The organism is Plantactinospora sp. KBS50 (genome assembly GCF_002285795.1).
GTDB lineage: Bacteria > Actinomycetota > Actinomycetes > Mycobacteriales > Micromonosporaceae > KBS50.
On record NZ_CP022961.1, the window covers coordinates 3,657,442 to 3,674,427 of the forward strand.

Sequence of the window (16,986 nt, forward strand, 5' to 3'; positions counted from 1 at the left end):
CGAACCAATCGGGGCGGGCCATGCGGGTGCCGGCCGGTCGGATCGGCCTCGATCCGAAAGTTTCGATTCCCGTCGTCGGGTGATCCATCGCCGCCACCCGCGGCCACCGGCATCCCCACCGCCACGGACCGCGGCGAATTCGTCCCCATCGCGCATACGGATCGTGTTGGAGTGCTTGCGGACGGTCTATGGTGGAACTGGGCACGTTTCATATCGCGGGAAAGGTGTTGCGGATCAGCCGATTGCGGCAGCGAACGGCAGGCGCCACAGTATAAATAGATGTCCATCTATTTGATGGGAGTGCCGATGCTTCTTCGCCTCCGCCACCTCGGTGTCGCCGTCCTCGCCTCGTTGACCGCGGCGCTGTCGATCCCCGGCCCGCCGGCCTCGGCGGCCACCGCGGACCAGTTCGGGTTCGCGTACGTCAACAACCCCGCCGCGCTGCCCTGGACCCCGCTACCGACCACCTACCAGTACGGCAGCTGGGCTCCCGGCCCGGTGGCCACCGGTGGCAAGATCGGCACCGGCCGGTTCCTGGTGCGCTTCCCCGGCATCGCGCTCGGTGCCCGCGGCAACGCCCACGTCACGGCCGTCGCCCGGGACGGCCGGTTCTGCGAACTGGTCCGCTGGTACGGCTCCGGCGTCGACGAGATCGTCGACGTGCAGTGCTTCAAGGCCGGCGGCGTGCCGGCCGACACCCCGTTCACGGTGCTCTGGACCGCCAGCTCGGGCATCCTGCCGGCCGGCGCCGGCGGGTACGCCTCGGCGCAGGTGCTCTCCGGCAGCCTCGCCCAGTCGTACAACTCGACCGGCGCCCCGGTCAGCGTCTCCGGCCTCGCGCTGGGCATCTACGGCGTACGCTTCGCCGGCGTCGGCGACCCGTCCGGGGCGATGGCCGGCAACGTACAGGTGACCGCCCAGCAGCCGAACGCGCTGCCCAGCCGCTGCAAGATCCTGCGCTGGGTCACCTCCGCCGCCGACGTGCTGGTCTACGTCGCCTGCCACGACCCGGCCACCGGGGCGCCGGCCAGCGGCGACTTCACCGTGTCCTTCCACCGCGAGCGCTCGGTCTACGCCTCGTTCGCCCCGCCGAAGTACTTCGGCTACCTCGCCACGCCGTTCGGCGGCGCGACGAACTACTCCTATCCGCTCGGCGTCGGCGCCAACTCGTTCGGCCCGTCGGGATCCGGCATCTACACGGTCAAGTTCCCGGCCCTGCACGTGAGGAGCACCACCGCCCAACTGACCGCGATCGGCGACGGTCCCGGCTACTGCACCATCCAGATCCTGTGGGCACAGTCCGGCAGCGACGCGCTGCTGCCGGTGTCCTGCTTCAGCAATTCCGGCACGCCGCTGAACAGCGACTTCAGCGTGGCGTTCGCCGCCAGCGTCTGACCCGAGGCCGGCCCCCGCCGCCGGTACGGCGGCGGGGGTCGCCGGCGCGCCGCGAGCCGGGCACCCCCGGGTGACGGTACGGCGTTCGACGACTACGGTCGGCGCATGCCCGAACTGATCGTTCCCACCGTCCGCCTGCACGCCGCCTGGATCGAGGCGCATCGGGAGTGGGGCGCCGGGCTGCACGAGGACGGGTTCGGGCTGTGGTCCTCCGACGAGGTGAACTCGCCGGCCGGCTTCGCCGCCTGGGTCACCCGGCTGACCGCCGCGGCGGACCCCGCCTGGCCGGCCGGCGCCGCACACCTGTACCGGTGGATCGTCGAGGACGACCGGGTGCTCGGCGGCATCGTGTTCCGGTACGAGTTCGACGGCGCGACCCCGCCGATGGGTCACCTCGGGTACGGCGTGCGGCCGTCCGCGCGCCGGCGCGGGCTGGCAAGTTGGGCGCTGGGGCGGATGCTCGACGAGGCGCGCCTGGTCGGCCTGGACCGCGTACTGATCATGTGCGCGCCCGACAACGTGGCCTCGGCGCGCACCATCGAGCACCACGGCGGCGTCCTGGCCGACGTCCGGGACACCGGGCTCGGTCCGGCCCGCCGGTACTGGGTCAAACTCTGACCCGCCGTCGCCCGCGCCGCCGGGGTCACCGCGGGTGACCGGATTGACATCTGTGGTCACCGCCGCTCAGACTGTCGCGACAACTCCACAACGCGCACACGTGCGGGGGAAGTCCGGTCGAAGTCCGGCGCTGGCCCGCAACGGTAGGCCGTCGGGGTGCACCACCCCACGGCGAGCCCGAATACCCGGCGTAGGCGCGAATCCGCTCCCCACCCGTCGTGGCCCACGGGTCGGAGTCCCGGCTCCCGGCCTGCGGGTGCCTGGGTTCTGCTGACCACCGGGCCGGAAAGGCGCGTCCGATGGTCGTCCGCCCGAGCCGGCACCACCTGCTCGCCCTGCTCTGCGGTGTACTCGCCGCCCTCCTGCTCGCCCCACCCGCATCGGCCGCCCCACTCGCGTCGGCCTCGTCGGCCGCACCGGCCGGGACGTCGCTGACCGGCGTCAACCGGCCGGCCGCCGCCGCGGGCTGGCTGGCCCGCCAGCTCGTCGACGGGGAACGCTTCGAGGCCGTCTTCGACGGCGTCGCGTACCCGGACCAGGGGTTGACCCTGGACGCCGTGTTCGCCTTCGCCGCGGCCGGGGTCGCCGACGACTTCGGCGCTCAGGCGCTGGCCTGGGTGTCCCGACCGGACATCCGCGACGGCTACCTCGGCGACGGCACCACCGAGGCGTACGCCGGGGCCACCGCCAAGCTCGCCCTCGCCGTGCAGGTACGCGGCGGCGACCCGACCGACGTGGGCGGGGTGGACCTGATCGACCGGCTCCGCTCGCTGGCCTCGCCCGAGGGCCGGTTCACCGACCGGTCCGCGTGGGGGGACTACAGCAACGCGTTCAGCCAGTCCTTCGCGATCCTGGCCCTGGACCGCACCCCGCTGGGCGCACCGCCGGCCGCGGCCGGCTGGCTGGCCGGCACCCGATGCGCCGGCGGCGGCTACCCGGTGCTGCCCGCGCAGCCGGTCTGCACGCCGGACGTGGACGCCACCGCCGTCGCGGTGCAGGCGCTGCTGGCCGCCGACCGGTACGCCGACGCGTTCGCCGGACTGTCCTGGCTGGCCGGTGAGCAGCGCCCGGACGGCGGCTTCACCAACGCCGACGGCACGCCGAACGCCAACAGCACCGGCCTGGCCGCCCAGGCGCTGCGCTCCGGTGGCCGGCTGCTGGCCTGGGCACGGGCCCACGCGTACCTGGCCGGGCTCCAGGTCGGCTGCGCCGGCGCGCCCGCCGACCGGGGAGCGGTCGACTTCGACGGCGGCAGCTTCGACCCGGCGACCGCGCCGCGCGCCACCACCCAGGCCGTGCTCGGCCTGGCCGGAACCGGGTACGCCCGGCTGTCCGCCACCGGCGCCGGCACCGGCGCGCCCGCCTGGACCTGCCCGTAACCAACCGGCCGGCCGGCCCGACCGGGTCCGGTCCGTCCCGTCCCGTCCCGCTGAACAGGAGAACCCATGTTCCGTGCCATCCCGCTCACCCGCCGCCGGATCGCCGGCCTGCTGGCCGCGGTCGTCGCCGCGGTCGCGGTCAGCGCCGTCGAACCCGCGCCGCGGGCCGCGCAGGCCGCCGCCTGCACCGGCACCTCCGGAGTCACCGTCGTGGTGGACTTCGCCGCCCTCGGCGGCGGGGTGCAGGTCGGCTGCGCCCCGGGAGACCCCGCCACCGGCCTGGCGGCCCTGCAGTCCGCCGGCTTCACCGTCACCGGCACCGCCCGATGGGGGCTGGCCTTCGTCTGCCGGATCAACGGCAAGCCCACCTCGGCCACCGAGCCGTGCGTGAACACCCCTCCGGCCACCGCGTACTGGTCGTACTGGCACGCCAGCGGCAGCGGCGCCGCCTGGTCGTACAGCTCCTCCGGGGCCAGCAGTTACAACCCGGCGCCGGGCAGCGTCGAGGGCTGGGCCTTCGGCGCCGGTGCCGCGCCCAGCATCACCGCACCGTGACCGATCCGCGCGCGGTGTGACCGATCCGCGCGCGGTGTGACCGACGGCGCGCCGGGGGCCGGCGGACCGCTCTGGCGTCGATGCACGTGCGGGCGGTACCGTGTCGGCACCCGGTGCGCCGGGTCCACAACTGCATACGTCCCGGGTGGGGGAAAGCCGGTAGAAGCCGGCGCTGACCCGCAACCGTGAGCGAGGACCCCTCGCGAGCCGGAATGCCCCGCCCTGGACGAGCGGCTTCCACTGTCGAGGTCTACAGGGTGAAGTCCGGGCCACCGAGGCCCGCCCCACCCCGCTCACCGCATCCGCGAGCGGGGTGTCGTGTCCTCGGGTGCTTTCCGGAGCTTCCACCGACCGCTCTGCGAAAGGCACCCCACATGCCCCTCCCCCGCTCCCGACGGCTCGGCGCCGGCCTCGCCGCCGTCGCGGCGTCCCTCGTGGCGGTCGCCGCCGCACCCGTGACCGGGTTCGCCGCGCCGGACCCGGCCGCCGTCGCCGACGCCCGCGCCGCCGCGACCTGGCTGGCCGGCGAGTACACCGACGGCGCGCTGCCCGGTCCGTTCGGCGGCCAGGACTGGGGCCTGACGATCGACGGGGTCATCGCGCTCGCGGCCACCGGCGCCGCCACGCCGACCCGGCAGGCGGCGACCGCGCAGGTCGCGGCGCACGTGCGGTCCTACAACAGCTACGACGACTGGGGCATCGAGGGCTTCACCGACGGCGGCGCCACCGCCAAGCTGCTGTACGTGGCCGCGGCGGCCGGGGCCGACCCGACCGACTTCGGCGGGTACGACCTGCGGGCCGAGACGCTGTCGCTGGTCGCCCCGGCCGGCGCCGACGACCAGGCGGGCCGGATCACCAGCCGCACCACCCCGGACAGCGGCCCGGACGCCAGCAACACCTTCGACCAGTCGTTCACCGTGCTGGGCCTGGCCCGCAGCGGCGACGTCCCGCAGGACACCGTGGACTTCCTGGTCCGCCAGCAGTGCACGGCCGGCGGGTTCCGGCTGTACCCGGACGCCGGCGGCGCGCCGTCGCCCTCCTGCGACGCCGAACCCGGCGCCATCCTCGACGTCGACTCGACCGCGATGGCGGTGCAGGCGCTGCTGGCCGCCGCCGCGCAGGGCGCCGCCGGGGCGGCCGACGCGGCCCGGGCCGGCGCGGACTGGCTGGCCGGCCAGCAGCACGCCGACGGATCGTTCGGCGGTTCGGGGCCGACGACGGGCGCGAACTCCAACAGCACCGGCCTGGCCGGGCAGGCGCTGGCCGCGGCGGGCCGCGACACCGAGGCGGCTCGGGCCGCCGCGGCGCTGCGGGCGCTGCAACTCAGCGCGGCAGGCGGCGGAGCCGCGGCGGGCGACGCGGGCGCCATCGCGTACAACGCCGACGGCCTGGCCGCGGCCGTGGCGGGCGGGATCGGCGACAACGACCGGGACCAGTGGCGCCGGGCCACCGCCCAGGCGCTGCTCGGGCTGGCCCAGGTGCCGCTGGGCCGGATCGGTCTGGACGAGCCGCCGTCGGCCTCGCCGGACCCGACGCCGAGCGGCACGGCCTCGCCCACCCCGACCGGCTCGGCCACGCCCACCGGATCGCCCACCCCGAGCGGCACCGCGACCGGTGATCCGGCGCCGACCGGGTCGGCGACCGGCACCGTCCCGCCGACCTCCCCCAGCGCGCCGCCGGCGACCACCGGGGTGACGCCGCCGGCCTCGGGCGGGGGCGGCCTACCGACCACCGGTACGGCGATCGCCGGCTACCTGCTGGTCGCCGGCCTGCTCATCGGCGGCGGCCTGATGCTGGTCATGCTGACCCGACGGCGGCGCGCATGATCGGTCGGACCCTGCGCGCCGGCCTGGCCCTCGTCCTGGCCGGGGCCGGCGCGCTGGTGGGGTCCACTCCGGCCGGTGCGGCGGGCACCGCCGGGTACTGCCCGGACGCCGCCGGGGTGACCGTGGTGGTCGACTTCAACGAACTGGGCGGCGGCACGGTGGTGCGCTGCGCGCCCGGCGACCAGGCCACCGGCCTGGCCGCGCTCAAGAGCGCCGGGTTCCAGGTCACCGGCACCCTGCGCTGGGGCGAGGGATTCATCTGCCGGATCGACGGCAGGCCGACGGCGGCGACGGAGAAGTGCGTCGACACCCCGCCGGCCAGCGCCTACTGGTCGTACTGGTACGCCGCCAACGGCGGAAGCTGGACCTACAGCGACAAGGGGGTGCTGAACCGCAAACCCCCGGCCGGCAGCTTCGAGGGCTGGTCGTTCTCCCTGAACCGCAGCGCCGACAACGCGCCCCGGCCGGGCGCCGCGCCGACCCGCCCGGCGGCACCGGCACCGACCTCGGCGGCGCCACCGCCCGCCCCGACCCGGCCACCGGCGTCCGGCAACGGCCCCGCCCCGACGTCGGCGGCCGGCGGCGGGACCGGGACGTCCGCGGCGCCGGGCGGCGCTGCGGGTCCGGCCGCGCCGGGCGCGGCCCCGGACCCGGCCGCGCCGGGAGGAGCCACCGGCACCGCCTCGCCGGCAGGTCCGGGCACGCCGCCGGCGGAGCCGGCACCGGGCGACGCCGGCGCGGCGCCGGACGGCGGCACGCCGCCGGACGGCGACCCGTCCGCGGTCACCGACGTCGCCGCCCGCCGCCCCGGCGGCGGCCCGCCGTTGGGCACGCTGGTCGGGATCCTGCTGCTGGTCGCGCTCGCCGCGGGTGGCCTGGTCGCCGCGCGCCGGCGGCGGGCCGCCGCACCGGATGACTGACCGGCCCGCCGCCGCACCCCCGGCGGCCGCGGGGCCGTGGCCGGCCGCGCGGCTGCCCCGCGGCCTGCACCCGGGCGCCTGGTGGCTGTGGGCGCTCGGCTGCGCGACCGCGGCCAGCCACACCACCAACCCGCTGGCGCTGGGGCTGCTGGTCGCCGTCACCGCGCTGGTGGTGGTCCGCCGGCGCGGGGACGCGCCCTGGGCGCTGGCGTTTCGGCTGTACCTGACGCTCGGCGCGGTGATCGTGGCCATGCGGGTGGTGTTCCGGATCGTGTTCGGCGGCGGGCAGGGCGACCACGTGCTGCTGCGCCTGCCGGAGATCCCGCTGCCGGCCTGGGCCGCCGGCATCCGGCTGTTCGGACCGGTCGCCGCCGAGCAGGTCCTCGGCGGCGGCTACGACGGGCTGCGGCTGGCGACCATGCTGGTCTGCCTGGGCGCCGCGAACGCGCTGGCGAACCCGAAGCGCCTGCTCAAGGCCGTACCCGGCGCCCTGTACGCGGTCGGCACCGCGGTGGTGGTGGCGCTGTCGGTCGCACCGCAACTGGTGGAGAGCGTGTTGCGGGTCCGCCGCGCCCGGCGGCTGCGCGGCGCGACCGGCCGGGGCGTGCGGGCGCTGCGCGGCATCGCCCTGCCGGTGCTGGCCGACGCGCTGGACCGGTCCCTGGCGCTCGCGGCGGCCATGGACTCCCGGGGGTACGGCCGGACCGCGGCGGTGCCGGCCGGGCAGCGGGCCGCCACCGGCGCGCTGCTGCTCGGCGGCCTGGTCGGCGCCTGCGCCGGGACGTACGGGCTGCTCGACACGGCCGGTTCCGGCTATCTCGGGCTGCCGATGCTGGTCGCCGGGTTGGCCGTGGCGGTGGCCGGGGCGCTGCTGGCCGGCCGCCGGGTGCACCGCAGCCGGTACCGGCCGGACCGCTGGCGCCCGGCGGAGCTGCTGGTGGCCGGCGCCGGCGTGGCCACCGCCGCGCTGATGATGCGGGCCGGCGCGGTCGACCCGGAGCTGCTCTATCCACCGGTCAGCCCGCCGGGCTGGCCGCAGTTGACGCCGCTGATGCTGCTCGCCGTGGCGGTGGCGGCCGCACCGGCCTGGCTGGCGCCGCCGCCGCCGCTGGCCGGCGCCGCCGGGCGGCCGGCCGCGGGCGGGGCGGGAGGCGGTACGTGATCGAGTTCGACCGGGTGACGGTCCGGTACGCCGACGGCGGCCCGCCGCCGCTGCGCGACGTGACGTTCCGGGTGCCGGAGGGCGAACTCTGCCTGGTCGCCGGCCGCACCGGCACCGGCAAGTCCACCCTGCTGCGGGCGATCAACGGGCTGGTGCCGCACTTCACCGGCGGGACCCTGTACGGCACCGTCGCGGTCGACGGCCGGGACACCCGGCGGCATCCGCCGCGGGATCTCGCGGACGTGGTCGGGATGGTCGGCCAGGATCCGCTGTCGGGCTTCGTGACCGACACCGTCGAGGAGGAGCTGGCCTACGGGATGGAGCAGCTCGCCCTGCCGGCGGCGGTGATGCGCAAGCGGGTGGAGGAGACGCTGGACCTGCTCGGCATCGCCGAGCTGCGGGACCGTCCACTGCGCACGCTCTCCGGCGGGCAGCAGCAGCGGGTGGCCATCGGCGCGGTGCTGACCAGCCATCCCCGGGTGCTGGTGCTCGACGAGCCGACCTCGGCGCTGGATCCCACCGCGGCCGAGGACGTGCTGGCCGCCGTCACCCGCCTGGTACACGACCTGGGGGTGACGGTCGTGCTGGCCGAACACCGGATGGAACGGGTCGTGCAGTACGCCGACCGGATGCTGTACCTGCCCGGCGACGGGCGGGTGGTGGACGGCGACCCGGCCGAGGTGCTGGCCGGCGTCGACATCGCACCGCCGCTGGTCGAGCTGGGCCGGCTGGCCGGCTGGACCCCGCTGCCGCTGTCGGTGCGGGACGCCCGGCGGCGGGCGGGTCCGCTGCGGGACCGCCTCGCCGGCGCCACCCCGCCGCCACCCCCGCCGGATCCGGACGCCGCCCCGGTGCTGACCGCGCGCAAGGTCGTCGTCCGCTATCCGGGCACGGTCGCGGTCGCCGGGGTGGGCCTCGACCTGTACCCCGGCCGGATCGTGGCGCTGATGGGCCGCAACGGCTCGGGCAAGTCCAGCCTGCTCTGGGCGATCCAGGGCAGCGGTGCCCGGCACGCCGGCACGGTCGCCGTGACCGCGACCGGCGGGACCGCGACCGGCGGCGGTGCGGCCGGCCAGACCGCGACCGACGGCGGTGCGGCCGGCGGCGGTGCGGCCGGCCGGACCGCGACCGGCGGCCGTGCGGTCGGCACGCCGGGGGCCGGCGGCACCGTCGATCCGAGGTCCCTGCCGGCCGGGCTGGCCCGCCGGCGGGTCGGCCTGGTGCCGCAGTCCCCGGGGGACCTGCTCTACCTGGAGACGGTGGATGCCGAGTGCGCGCAGTCCGATCGGGAGTCGGGCGCGCCGCCCGGCACCTGCCGGGCCCTGTTGGACCAGCTCACCCCCGGCCTGCCCGGCGACCGGCATCCGCGCGACCTGTCCGAGGGGCAGCGGCTGGGCCTCGTCCTCGCCGTCCAGCTCACCGGCGCCCCGCCGGTGGTCCTGCTCGACGAGCCGACCCGGGGTCTGGACTACCGGGCCAAGCGGCAGTTCGCCGCCGTGGTACGCGGGCTGGCCGGCGCCGGCCGGACGGTGCTGATCGCGACGCACGACGTCGAACTCGTGGCGACGCTCGCCGACCGGGTGCTGGTGATGGCGGAGGGGGAGATCGTCGCCGACGGGAGCACCGCGGAGGTCATGCTCGCCTCGCCGGCCTTCGCCCCGCAGGTGGCCAAGGTGCTGGCGCCGGCACCGTGGCTCACCGTCGAGCAGGTCGCGGCCGCGCTGGCACCGGCCGGGCCGGCGGCCGGCGGCCCCGACCCGGTCGGCCGGGTGCCGGCATGACCGCGCTGCGGGTCGCCCCGCGTACCGCCGCCGTGCTGGCCCTCGCCTCGGTCGCCGCGCTGGCCACCTTCGCCTGGCCGTTCGTCGTCCCCGCGCATCCGGAGAGCACCGCGCGCACCGGTGAGGCGCCGCTGGTGTTCCTGGTGACGCTTCCGGTGCTGGTGCTGCTGGTGCTGGCCGAACTCGGCTCCGGCGGCATCGACAGCAAGGCGCTGGCCATGCTGGGCGTGCTGGCCGCGGTGAACGCCGCGCTCCGGCCGCTGGGCGCCGGCACGGCCGGCATCGAGACCGTGTTCTTCCTGCTGGTGCTCGCCGGCCGGGTCTTCGGACCGGGCTTCGGGTTCCTGCTGGGTTCGACGTCCCTGTTCGCCTCCGCGCTGCTCACCGCCGGCGTCGGACCCTGGCTGCCGTTCCAGATGCTGGCCGCCTCCTGGATCGGCCTGGGCGCCGGCCTGCTGCCCGCCCGGCTGCGCGGCCGGGCGGAGATCGCGGTGCTGACCGGGTACGGGGTGCTCGCCGCCTACGGCTACGGACTGCTGATGAACCTGTGGTTCTGGCCGTTCAGCACCGGCGCCGACACCCAGCTGTCCTACCTGGCCGGCGCGCCGGTGTTGGAGAACCTGCACCGGTTCGCGGTGTTCACCGCGGTCACCTCCACCTTCGGGTGGGACACCGGGCGGGCGATCACCACGGCCGTGGCGATCGTGCTGGCCGGGCCGGCGGTGCTCGCCGCGCTGCGCCGCGCCGCGCGCCGGGCGGCGTTCGGCGCGCCGGTCTCCTTCGCCGCCGCGCCCGGACCGTACGAGGGATCCGGGCCCGAACCGGCAGACGGATCCGGGCCCGAACCGGCCGAGGGATCCAGGCCCGAACCGGCCGACGGGCCGGAGTCTGTTTCCGAAATGTTGCCGAGGGCAGCACGGACCTCTAACATCGAGACCTAGCGCATCGACGCATGTCGACTTGTTCGCGCCACTCTCCGGCCGTCCAGGTCCGGAGGCATTGCGGCCCCGGCGATGACCCTCCGGACGGACGAGCCCGACCCAGAGGAGCTACGCAGTGCCGAGATCCAGATACCTCTTGTCATCCATTGCGGCCGGGGCGATGCTCCTGGCGGCCGCCACCGTCGCCGCGGTCGGCACCGGCCCCGGCCAGAACGCCGCCGCCGACACCATCCTGGCCACCACCGCCGGCTGCGGCAAGGCCCCGACCCTGACCAACGGCACGCGGTCGATCCAGAGCAGCGGCACGAGCCGCTCGTACATCCTGCGGATCCCCGACAACTACGACCGGAACCACGCCTACCGGCTGGTCTTCGGCTTCCACTGGCTGAACGGGTCCGCCGCCAACGTCTCCTCGGCCGGCTACTACGGACTCCAGCCGCTGTCCAACAACAGCACCATCTTCGTCGCGCCGCAGGGCATCGACGCCGGCTGGGCGAACACCGGCGGGCGGGACCTGACCCTCTTCGACGACATCCGGCAGCAGGTCGAGAACGACCTCTGCGTCGACACCACGCAGCGGTTCGCGCTGGGCTGGAGCTACGGCGGCGCGATGAGCTACGCGGTCGCCTGCGCCCGGCCGACGGTGGTCCGCGCGGTCGCCGTGCTCTCCGGCGCCAATCTCAGCGGATGCAGCGGCGGCACCCAGGCGGTGCCCTACTTCGGCATCCACGGCACCCACGACAGCGTGCTCAACATCTCCCTCGGGCGCTCCCTGCGGGACACGTTCGTGCGCAACAACGGGTGCACGGCGCAGAACCCGCCCGAGCCGGCGCTGAACAGCCTCACCCACATCACCACCGCGTACTCCGGCTGCCGGGCCGGGTACCCCGTGCAGTGGGCCGCGTTCGACGGCGACCACACGCCGAGCCCGGTGGACGGCTCGACCAGTCCCAACGACTCCCGCACCTGGACGTCCGCGGCGATCTGGCAGTTCTTCTCGCAGTTCCAGAGCACCACCACGCCGACCACGGCCCCGCCCACCACCGTGCCGCCGAGCACGGCGCCCCCGACGACCACGCCGCCGACGACCACGCCACCGACGACGACCCCGCCGAGCACCGCGCCGCCGACGACGGCCCCGCCGACCGGCGCCCCGGGCGCCTGCACCGCCACCTACCAGACGCTCAACACCTGGCCCGGTGGCTTCCAGGGCGAGGTCACCGTCCGCAACAACGGCTCCAGCACCCTCAACGGCTGGACCGTACGGCTGACCATGGCCGGCGGCCAGGCGATCAGCAGCCTGTGGAACGGCGTCAACACCGGCACCAGCGGCACCGTCTCGGTCGCCAACGCCGCCTACAACGGCACGCTCGGCGCGAACGCCTCGACCACGTTCGGGTTCACCGCCACCGGTGACGGCGGCACCGCACCGGGCAACCTCACCTGCACCAGCCCGTAACCCACTCCCCCGCACCCCTTCCCCGTTGGTCAAGGCGTCCGTCGCCGCGGAAAGCGTTTACCAGGACGCATTTGCCTTGATCAACGGGGAAAGGGGGCAGGCCCGCCACCAACCGACGGCGGCGACAGGACGACCGACCGTCCCGTACCCGCCACTCGGGCCGGCGGGCACCCGGGCCAGCCGTCCGACACGGGCCGGCCGGCCGACACCGCGCGCCCCCGGGTCCGGCTAGCGTGCCGCTATGGCGCCGAACCCCTTCCGGATCCTGGTCGTACGGGGCTTCTGGAACCCACCGCAGGCCGGCGCGATCGGCAACTGGCCGTGGTCGCCCGCGTTCTGCCGGGCCGTGTTCCAGAACCGCAACGGCATCAGCGTGGCCGACTACTGGCGACGGTCGAGCTTCGGGATCCTGAACCTGGAGTTCGATGTGGACCGGACCGGATCCGCCGGCCTGAACCTGCTCGGCCTGGACGCCAACAGGCTCACCCCGCGCCGGCTGGACGCGATCAACGCGGTCCGCGACCGGGCTCGGGCCGAGGGCGTCGTGGTGGACGGGTACCACGGCCTCGTGGCGTTGACCAACCCGCCGCCGTGCAACGCCGGCGCCGTGGGCTCCGCCGCGCTCTTCGACCAGAACGGTTTCCTGGAGTTCTACCAGCACGAGATCGGGCACGTGCTGGGCTTCCAGCACGCGTTCGGGCCGGACGGCGGCGACCCGGGCGCGGAGACCGTCTACGAGGATCCGTACTGCGTCATGGGGTTCACCGGCCCGCAGAGTTTCACCGTTCCCCCGCCGCCGGAGGTTTCCAGCGTCGTGACACCGTTGCGGCCGGACTTCTGGCGCAGCGGCCGGCGGGTGGCCACCGCCAACATGCACCGGACCTATCCCGCCGAGTTCGCGCCGTGGGTCGCCCGGGTGCGCCTCGGTGAGGTGGCGGTGGTCGGCGCGTCGAGCGCGGTGGCCGAGATCGGGTCGCCGGGTGCAGCCCGGCCGCTGGCCGTGCTGACCCTCCCGGGTGGCGCGGAGATCACCGCCGAGTACCGGGTCAACACCGTCGACGATCGGGGCATCACCCCGGCGGTCGTGATCCACTCGATCGGCCTGCGCGATCTCGGCCTGCGCGACAACGGAGAGCCCTGGGGCGAGGTGCGCCCCATCTGGTACGAGGGCACGCTGCAACCGCGGGCCGGGGCCAGCCGGCAGATCGCGCCCGGGGTCACCGTCCGGGTGGAGTCGACCGACTTTCCCGGCTTCGTGCTGGGACCGCGGCCGCCCGTGGTGCAACTGCGGTTCGTCTAGCCTCCGCGTCGCCGTCCCCCTCGGGCAGAGCCCGCGTCATTTCGGTCGGGCAGAGCCCGCCTCGCTCCGTAGGGCAGGGCCGGCGCCAGTCGGGCTGAGCCGGTGCTGGTGAACGCTGGTGCCGGCGCCGGAACCGGGCGTACCCGGCCGCGGTGATGTTCGATCCGCAAGGTTTCTTCCGGGTTACGGCTTGACGACCGAAATGTTAGCGATAACAATCTGCGGATAGCAATCGACGCAGCGACGCGGACGATCCGAGGAGGTCCCCTCATGGCCCACCGGAGCGTGCGCCCGACGTCCACCGACGGGCGTACCGCGCCGGTCGTGCGGGCCGTGACCGACACCGCGGCGGCGGCCAGCCGGGTCGAGCTGCGCCAGCTCCGCTACTTCGTGACGGTCGCCGAGGAACTGCACTTCGGCCGGGCCGCCAGCCGCGAGCACATCGCCCGGTCCGCGCTGACCGCCCAGCTCCAGCGCCTGGAACGGGCGCTCGGGGTGCTGCTGGTGGACCGCAGCCCGGGGCGGATCGCGCTCACCGACGCCGGCGCGCGGTTCCTGATCGAGGCCCGGCAGATCCTGGAACACGTGGACCGGGCGACGATGCTGGCCCGCGGCACCCCGGTCACCGCCCCCACGCTGCGGGTCGGGGTGCTGGACGAGGGGTACGACGCCGTCCGGCCGGTGCTGCGCGCCCTCCAGGAGCAGCACCCCGACCTGGAGATCCACCAGGTCAGCGCGGGCGTACCGGAACAGTGTCAGCTACTGGCCGACGGCCGGCTGGACGTCGGCGTGGGCCGCGTTCCCGGCGTCTGCACGGCCATCGCCTCCGCGTTGTTCCGGCTCGACCGGCTGGGGGTGCTGGTCCGCCTCGACCACCCTTTCGCCGCCCGGACCGGGGTGCCGGTGACCGCGCTGCGCGACGAGACGCTGCTGCTGGCCGACCCGGACCGCGCCCCGGAGTTCAACGAGTTCGTCGCCGAGGTGTGCCGCGGCGCCGGCTTCTTTCCCGCGCTGTTCCACGGCAGCGTGCAGAACCTGCGCGCCGGGGTGGACCTGGTGGTCGAGGGCCGGTGCGTGATGTGCGTGCCGGCCTCGACCGTGCCGTGGTCGGCCGAGGTGACCTGGCGGCCGTTGCAGTCCTCGATCCCCCGCTATCCGTGGTCGATCCTGTGGCGGGCGCGGGACCCCTCCCGGTACGCCCTGTCGCTGGTGGCCCTGGCCCGCCGGCTCTGCACGGAGCACGGTTGGCGCACCGCGCCCACCGAGATCGCCAGCTAGCCCTCGGTCAACCGGATCATGTTCCAGGACAGCGGCGGCAGCACGGACGAGAGCGCGCCGCCGTCCAGCTTCGGCTCGTCGAGCCGGCGGGGCCGTACCCGGTCCGGCTGTGCCATCGTGTTCACCGCGTCCGGGTCCTCGTGCGCCAGCGCGACGTGTTCGGCCCCGGTCAGCCCGGTCAGCGCCCGCAGGTCCACGTCCAGCGTCATCGGCTCGGTCTGCGACCGGTTCACCGCGAACAGCACCAGGCCGCCCTCGTCCGGCCGGACCGCCACCGCGTCCAGCAGCGGCACCTGCCCGTACGCCCCGGTCTCGTGGCACGGCGCCACCGGCTCCACCCGCAGCACGGTGCCCCGGCCGTACGTCGAGGTCAGCGCGAACGGGTGGAAGCTGGCCTGGCGCCAGGCCGGCCCGCCGGGCTCGGTCATGATCGGCGCGATCACGTTGACCAACTGGGCGAGGCAGCCGATCTTCACCCGGTCGGCGTGCCGCAGCAGGCTGATCAGCAGGTTGCCGACCACCACCGCGTCGGTGACCGAGTAGACGTCCTCGATCAGCCGCGGCCGTTCCCGGATGTCCAGGTTCTTCTCCCCGGCAAAACGGGACAGGTACCACACGTTCCACTCATCGAACGAGATATTTATACGTTTGCGGTGCCGGCCCACCGCCCGCACGTGGTCCGCGGTGGCCACCACCTCCTCGATGAACTGGTCCATGTCGGTGGCGCAGGCCAGGAAGCTGTCCCGGTCGTCACCGTGCTGCTCGTAGTACGCGTGCGCCGAGACGTAGTCGACCACGTCGTACGCCTCGGCCAGCACTGTCGCCTCCCAGCTGCCGAACGTCGGCATGGCGCGGCCCGACGAGCCGCAGGCCACCAGCTCGATGCCCGGGTCCACCTGGCGCATGGCGCGGGCCGTCTCGCTGGCCAGCCGCGCGTACTCGTGCGCGGTCTTGTGCCCGATCTGCCACGGCCCGTCCATCTCGTTGCCCAGGCACCACACCTTGATCCCGTACGGGTCGCCGCCGCGCAGGTCCGACCACGCGGTGCCGCCGGGCACGTTGCAGAACTCGACCAGATCGCGGGCCGCCTCGATGCCCCGGGTGCCGAGGTTGACCGCCATCATCGGCGCCGCGCCCACCGTCGCCGCCCAGCGGACGAACTCGGCCACCCCGACCTCGTTGGTCTCGACCGACCGCCAGGCCAGGTCCAGCCGCCGCGGCCGGTCCCGCACCGGCCCGATGCCGTCCTCCCACCGGTAGCCGGAGACGAAGTTGCCGCCGGGGTAGCGCACGATCGGCACCCCCAGTTCGCGGACCAGGTCCGCGACGTCGGTGCGGAACCCGTCGCCGTCCGCGTCGGCGTGTCCGGGTTCGTAGATCCCGGAGTACACGCACCGGCCCATGTGTTCCACGAACGAGCCGTACAGCCGCGGGTCCACCGCGCCCACCCGGAACGACGGGTCGACGGTGAAGGAGGCGTTGAGCATGCTCACCCTTTCAGTCCGGTACCGGCGATACCTTCGACGATGTTGCGCTGGAACAGCAGGAAGACGGCCACCAGCGGGACGGCGCCGAGCACGGCCATCCCCATGGTGTCGGCGTACCGGATCCCGAACGCGCCCTGGACGGTGGCCAGGCCGACCGGGATCGTCATGATGTCCGGGTTGCTCAGCACCAGCAGCGGCCAGAGCAGATCGTTCCACGAGGTGACGAAGGCGAAGATGGCCACCGCCGCCACCGCCGGCCGGGCCAGCGGCATGATGACCCGCAGGTAGATGCGCCAGTAACCGGCGCCGTCCATCCGGGCCACCTCCTCCAGTTCCCGCGGCAGCCCGTCGAAGAACTGCCGGAAGATGAACACGGCCACCGCGGTGGGGATCTGCGGCAGGCTCACCGCCCAGAACGTGTTCAGCAGGCCGAAGCCGTCCATCTCGCGGAACTGCGGCACGATCAGCACCTGGCCGGGAATCATGATGCCCGCCAGGATGCCCCAGAACACCAGCTCGCGGTAGCGGAACCGCATCCGGGACAGCGCGAACGCGGCCAGGCTCGCGGTCAGCACGGTGCCGACCGTGGTGATGCAGGCGATCACCGCGCTGGAGCCCAACCAGCGCAGGATGTCGGTGTCCCGCAGCACCCGGCCGAACGCGTCGAACGTCGGGTTCTCGATCAGCCAGGTGGTCCGGGTGGTCTCCTCGTTCGGCTTGAGCGCGGTGTCCACCGCCCACAGCACCGGCACCAGCCAGATCAGCGCGAACACGAGCAGCACCACCGCGCAGACCCGGTTGAACACCCGGGTCCGGGCCTCGATGCGGCGGGCGTCGACCGGCCGCCGCGCGGTGGCGGGTTCGAGGGTGTCCGTGAGCGTCACG

Annotated in this window: 14 protein-coding genes and 2 riboswitches; of the genes, 12 read left to right on the plus strand and 2 right to left on the minus strand. The window is 74.8% G+C overall.

All coding sequences use genetic code 11. The features are described 5' to 3' along the window. The first annotated feature begins 306 nt into the window (after window positions 1-306). From CIK06_RS16170 to CIK06_RS16225, 12 genes are all read left to right on the plus strand, one after another. Window positions 307-1,395: a hypothetical protein gene (locus CIK06_RS16170; RefSeq protein WP_095567892.1), complete on the plus strand. Its 1,089-nt coding sequence runs from the start codon at window positions 307-309 to the stop codon at window positions 1,393-1,395. A gap of 105 nt (window positions 1,396-1,500) precedes the next feature. After that, window positions 1,501-2,013, plus strand: a complete 513-nt coding sequence (locus CIK06_RS16175) for a GNAT family N-acetyltransferase (RefSeq protein WP_095565518.1) — start codon at window positions 1,501-1,503, stop codon at window positions 2,011-2,013. Between the two features lie 105 nt (window positions 2,014-2,118). Next, a riboswitch (cobalamin riboswitch) is annotated at window positions 2,119-2,200 on the plus strand. 112 nt (window positions 2,201-2,312) lie between these two features. Then, the gene (locus CIK06_RS16180) at window positions 2,313-3,392 is read left to right on the plus strand and encodes a peptidase (RefSeq protein WP_095565519.1); all 1,080 of its coding nucleotides are present in this window, start codon (window positions 2,313-2,315) and stop codon (window positions 3,390-3,392) included. Window positions 3,393-3,458: 66 nt separating this feature from the next. Continuing rightward, the gene (locus CIK06_RS16185; RefSeq protein ID WP_095565520.1) at window positions 3,459-3,947 is read left to right on the plus strand and encodes a hypothetical protein; all 489 of its coding nucleotides are present in this window, start codon (window positions 3,459-3,461) and stop codon (window positions 3,945-3,947) included. A 103-nt stretch (window positions 3,948-4,050) separates the two neighbouring features. Continuing rightward, a riboswitch (cobalamin riboswitch) is annotated at window positions 4,051-4,187 on the plus strand. Between the two features lie 134 nt (window positions 4,188-4,321). Continuing rightward, on the plus strand, window positions 4,322-5,773 hold the full coding sequence (locus CIK06_RS16190; protein ID WP_095565521.1) for a prenyltransferase/squalene oxidase repeat-containing protein: 1,452 nt from the start codon (window positions 4,322-4,324) through the stop codon (window positions 5,771-5,773). Continuing rightward, a complete protein-coding gene (locus CIK06_RS16195; protein ID WP_095565522.1) occupies window positions 5,770-6,693 on the plus strand; it encodes a hypothetical protein in 924 nt (307 codons plus the stop codon). The genes CIK06_RS16190 and CIK06_RS16195 overlap by 4 nt, the downstream gene beginning before the upstream one ends. Then, complete coding sequence (locus CIK06_RS16200; protein WP_095565523.1) at window positions 6,686-7,855, plus strand: CbiQ family ECF transporter T component; 1,170 nt, start codon at window positions 6,686-6,688, stop codon at window positions 7,853-7,855. Before CIK06_RS16195 ends, CIK06_RS16200 begins: the two co-directional genes overlap by 8 nt. Beyond that, window positions 7,852-9,636, plus strand: coding sequence for an ABC transporter ATP-binding protein (locus CIK06_RS16205; protein WP_095565524.1), 1,785 nt, complete (start codon window positions 7,852-7,854; stop codon window positions 9,634-9,636). The genes CIK06_RS16200 and CIK06_RS16205 overlap by 4 nt, the downstream gene beginning before the upstream one ends. Beyond that, window positions 9,633-10,577 (plus strand): ECF transporter S component, encoded by a 945-nt coding sequence (locus tag CIK06_RS16210; RefSeq protein ID WP_232533664.1) that lies wholly within the window; start codon window positions 9,633-9,635, stop codon window positions 10,575-10,577. The genes CIK06_RS16205 and CIK06_RS16210 overlap by 4 nt, the downstream gene beginning before the upstream one ends. Before the next feature lie 160 nt (window positions 10,578-10,737). Then, complete coding sequence (locus tag CIK06_RS16215; RefSeq protein ID WP_095565525.1) at window positions 10,738-12,036, plus strand: cellulose binding domain-containing protein; 1,299 nt, start codon at window positions 10,738-10,740, stop codon at window positions 12,034-12,036. Between the two features lie 241 nt (window positions 12,037-12,277). Beyond that, a complete protein-coding gene (locus CIK06_RS16220) occupies window positions 12,278-13,336 on the plus strand; it encodes a hypothetical protein (protein ID WP_095565526.1) in 1,059 nt (352 codons plus the stop codon). A 270-nt stretch (window positions 13,337-13,606) separates the two neighbouring features. After that, window positions 13,607-14,614: a LysR family transcriptional regulator gene (locus tag CIK06_RS16225; RefSeq protein ID WP_095565527.1), complete on the plus strand. Its 1,008-nt coding sequence runs from the start codon at window positions 13,607-13,609 to the stop codon at window positions 14,612-14,614. Here CIK06_RS16225 and CIK06_RS16230 read toward each other — a convergent pair. Both CIK06_RS16230 and CIK06_RS16235 read right to left on the minus strand, forming a co-directional pair. Then, entirely contained in the window at window positions 14,611-16,101 is a 1,491-nt protein-coding gene (locus CIK06_RS16230; protein WP_095565528.1) for an alpha-N-arabinofuranosidase, read from the minus strand. The two genes, CIK06_RS16225 and CIK06_RS16230, sit on opposite strands and share 4 nt — an antisense overlap. A 2-nt stretch (window positions 16,102-16,103) precedes the next feature. After that, window positions 16,104-16,985, minus strand: coding sequence for a carbohydrate ABC transporter permease (locus tag CIK06_RS16235; protein WP_232533665.1), 882 nt, complete (start codon window positions 16,983-16,985; stop codon window positions 16,104-16,106). Between the last annotated feature and the right edge of the window lies 1 nt (window position 16,986).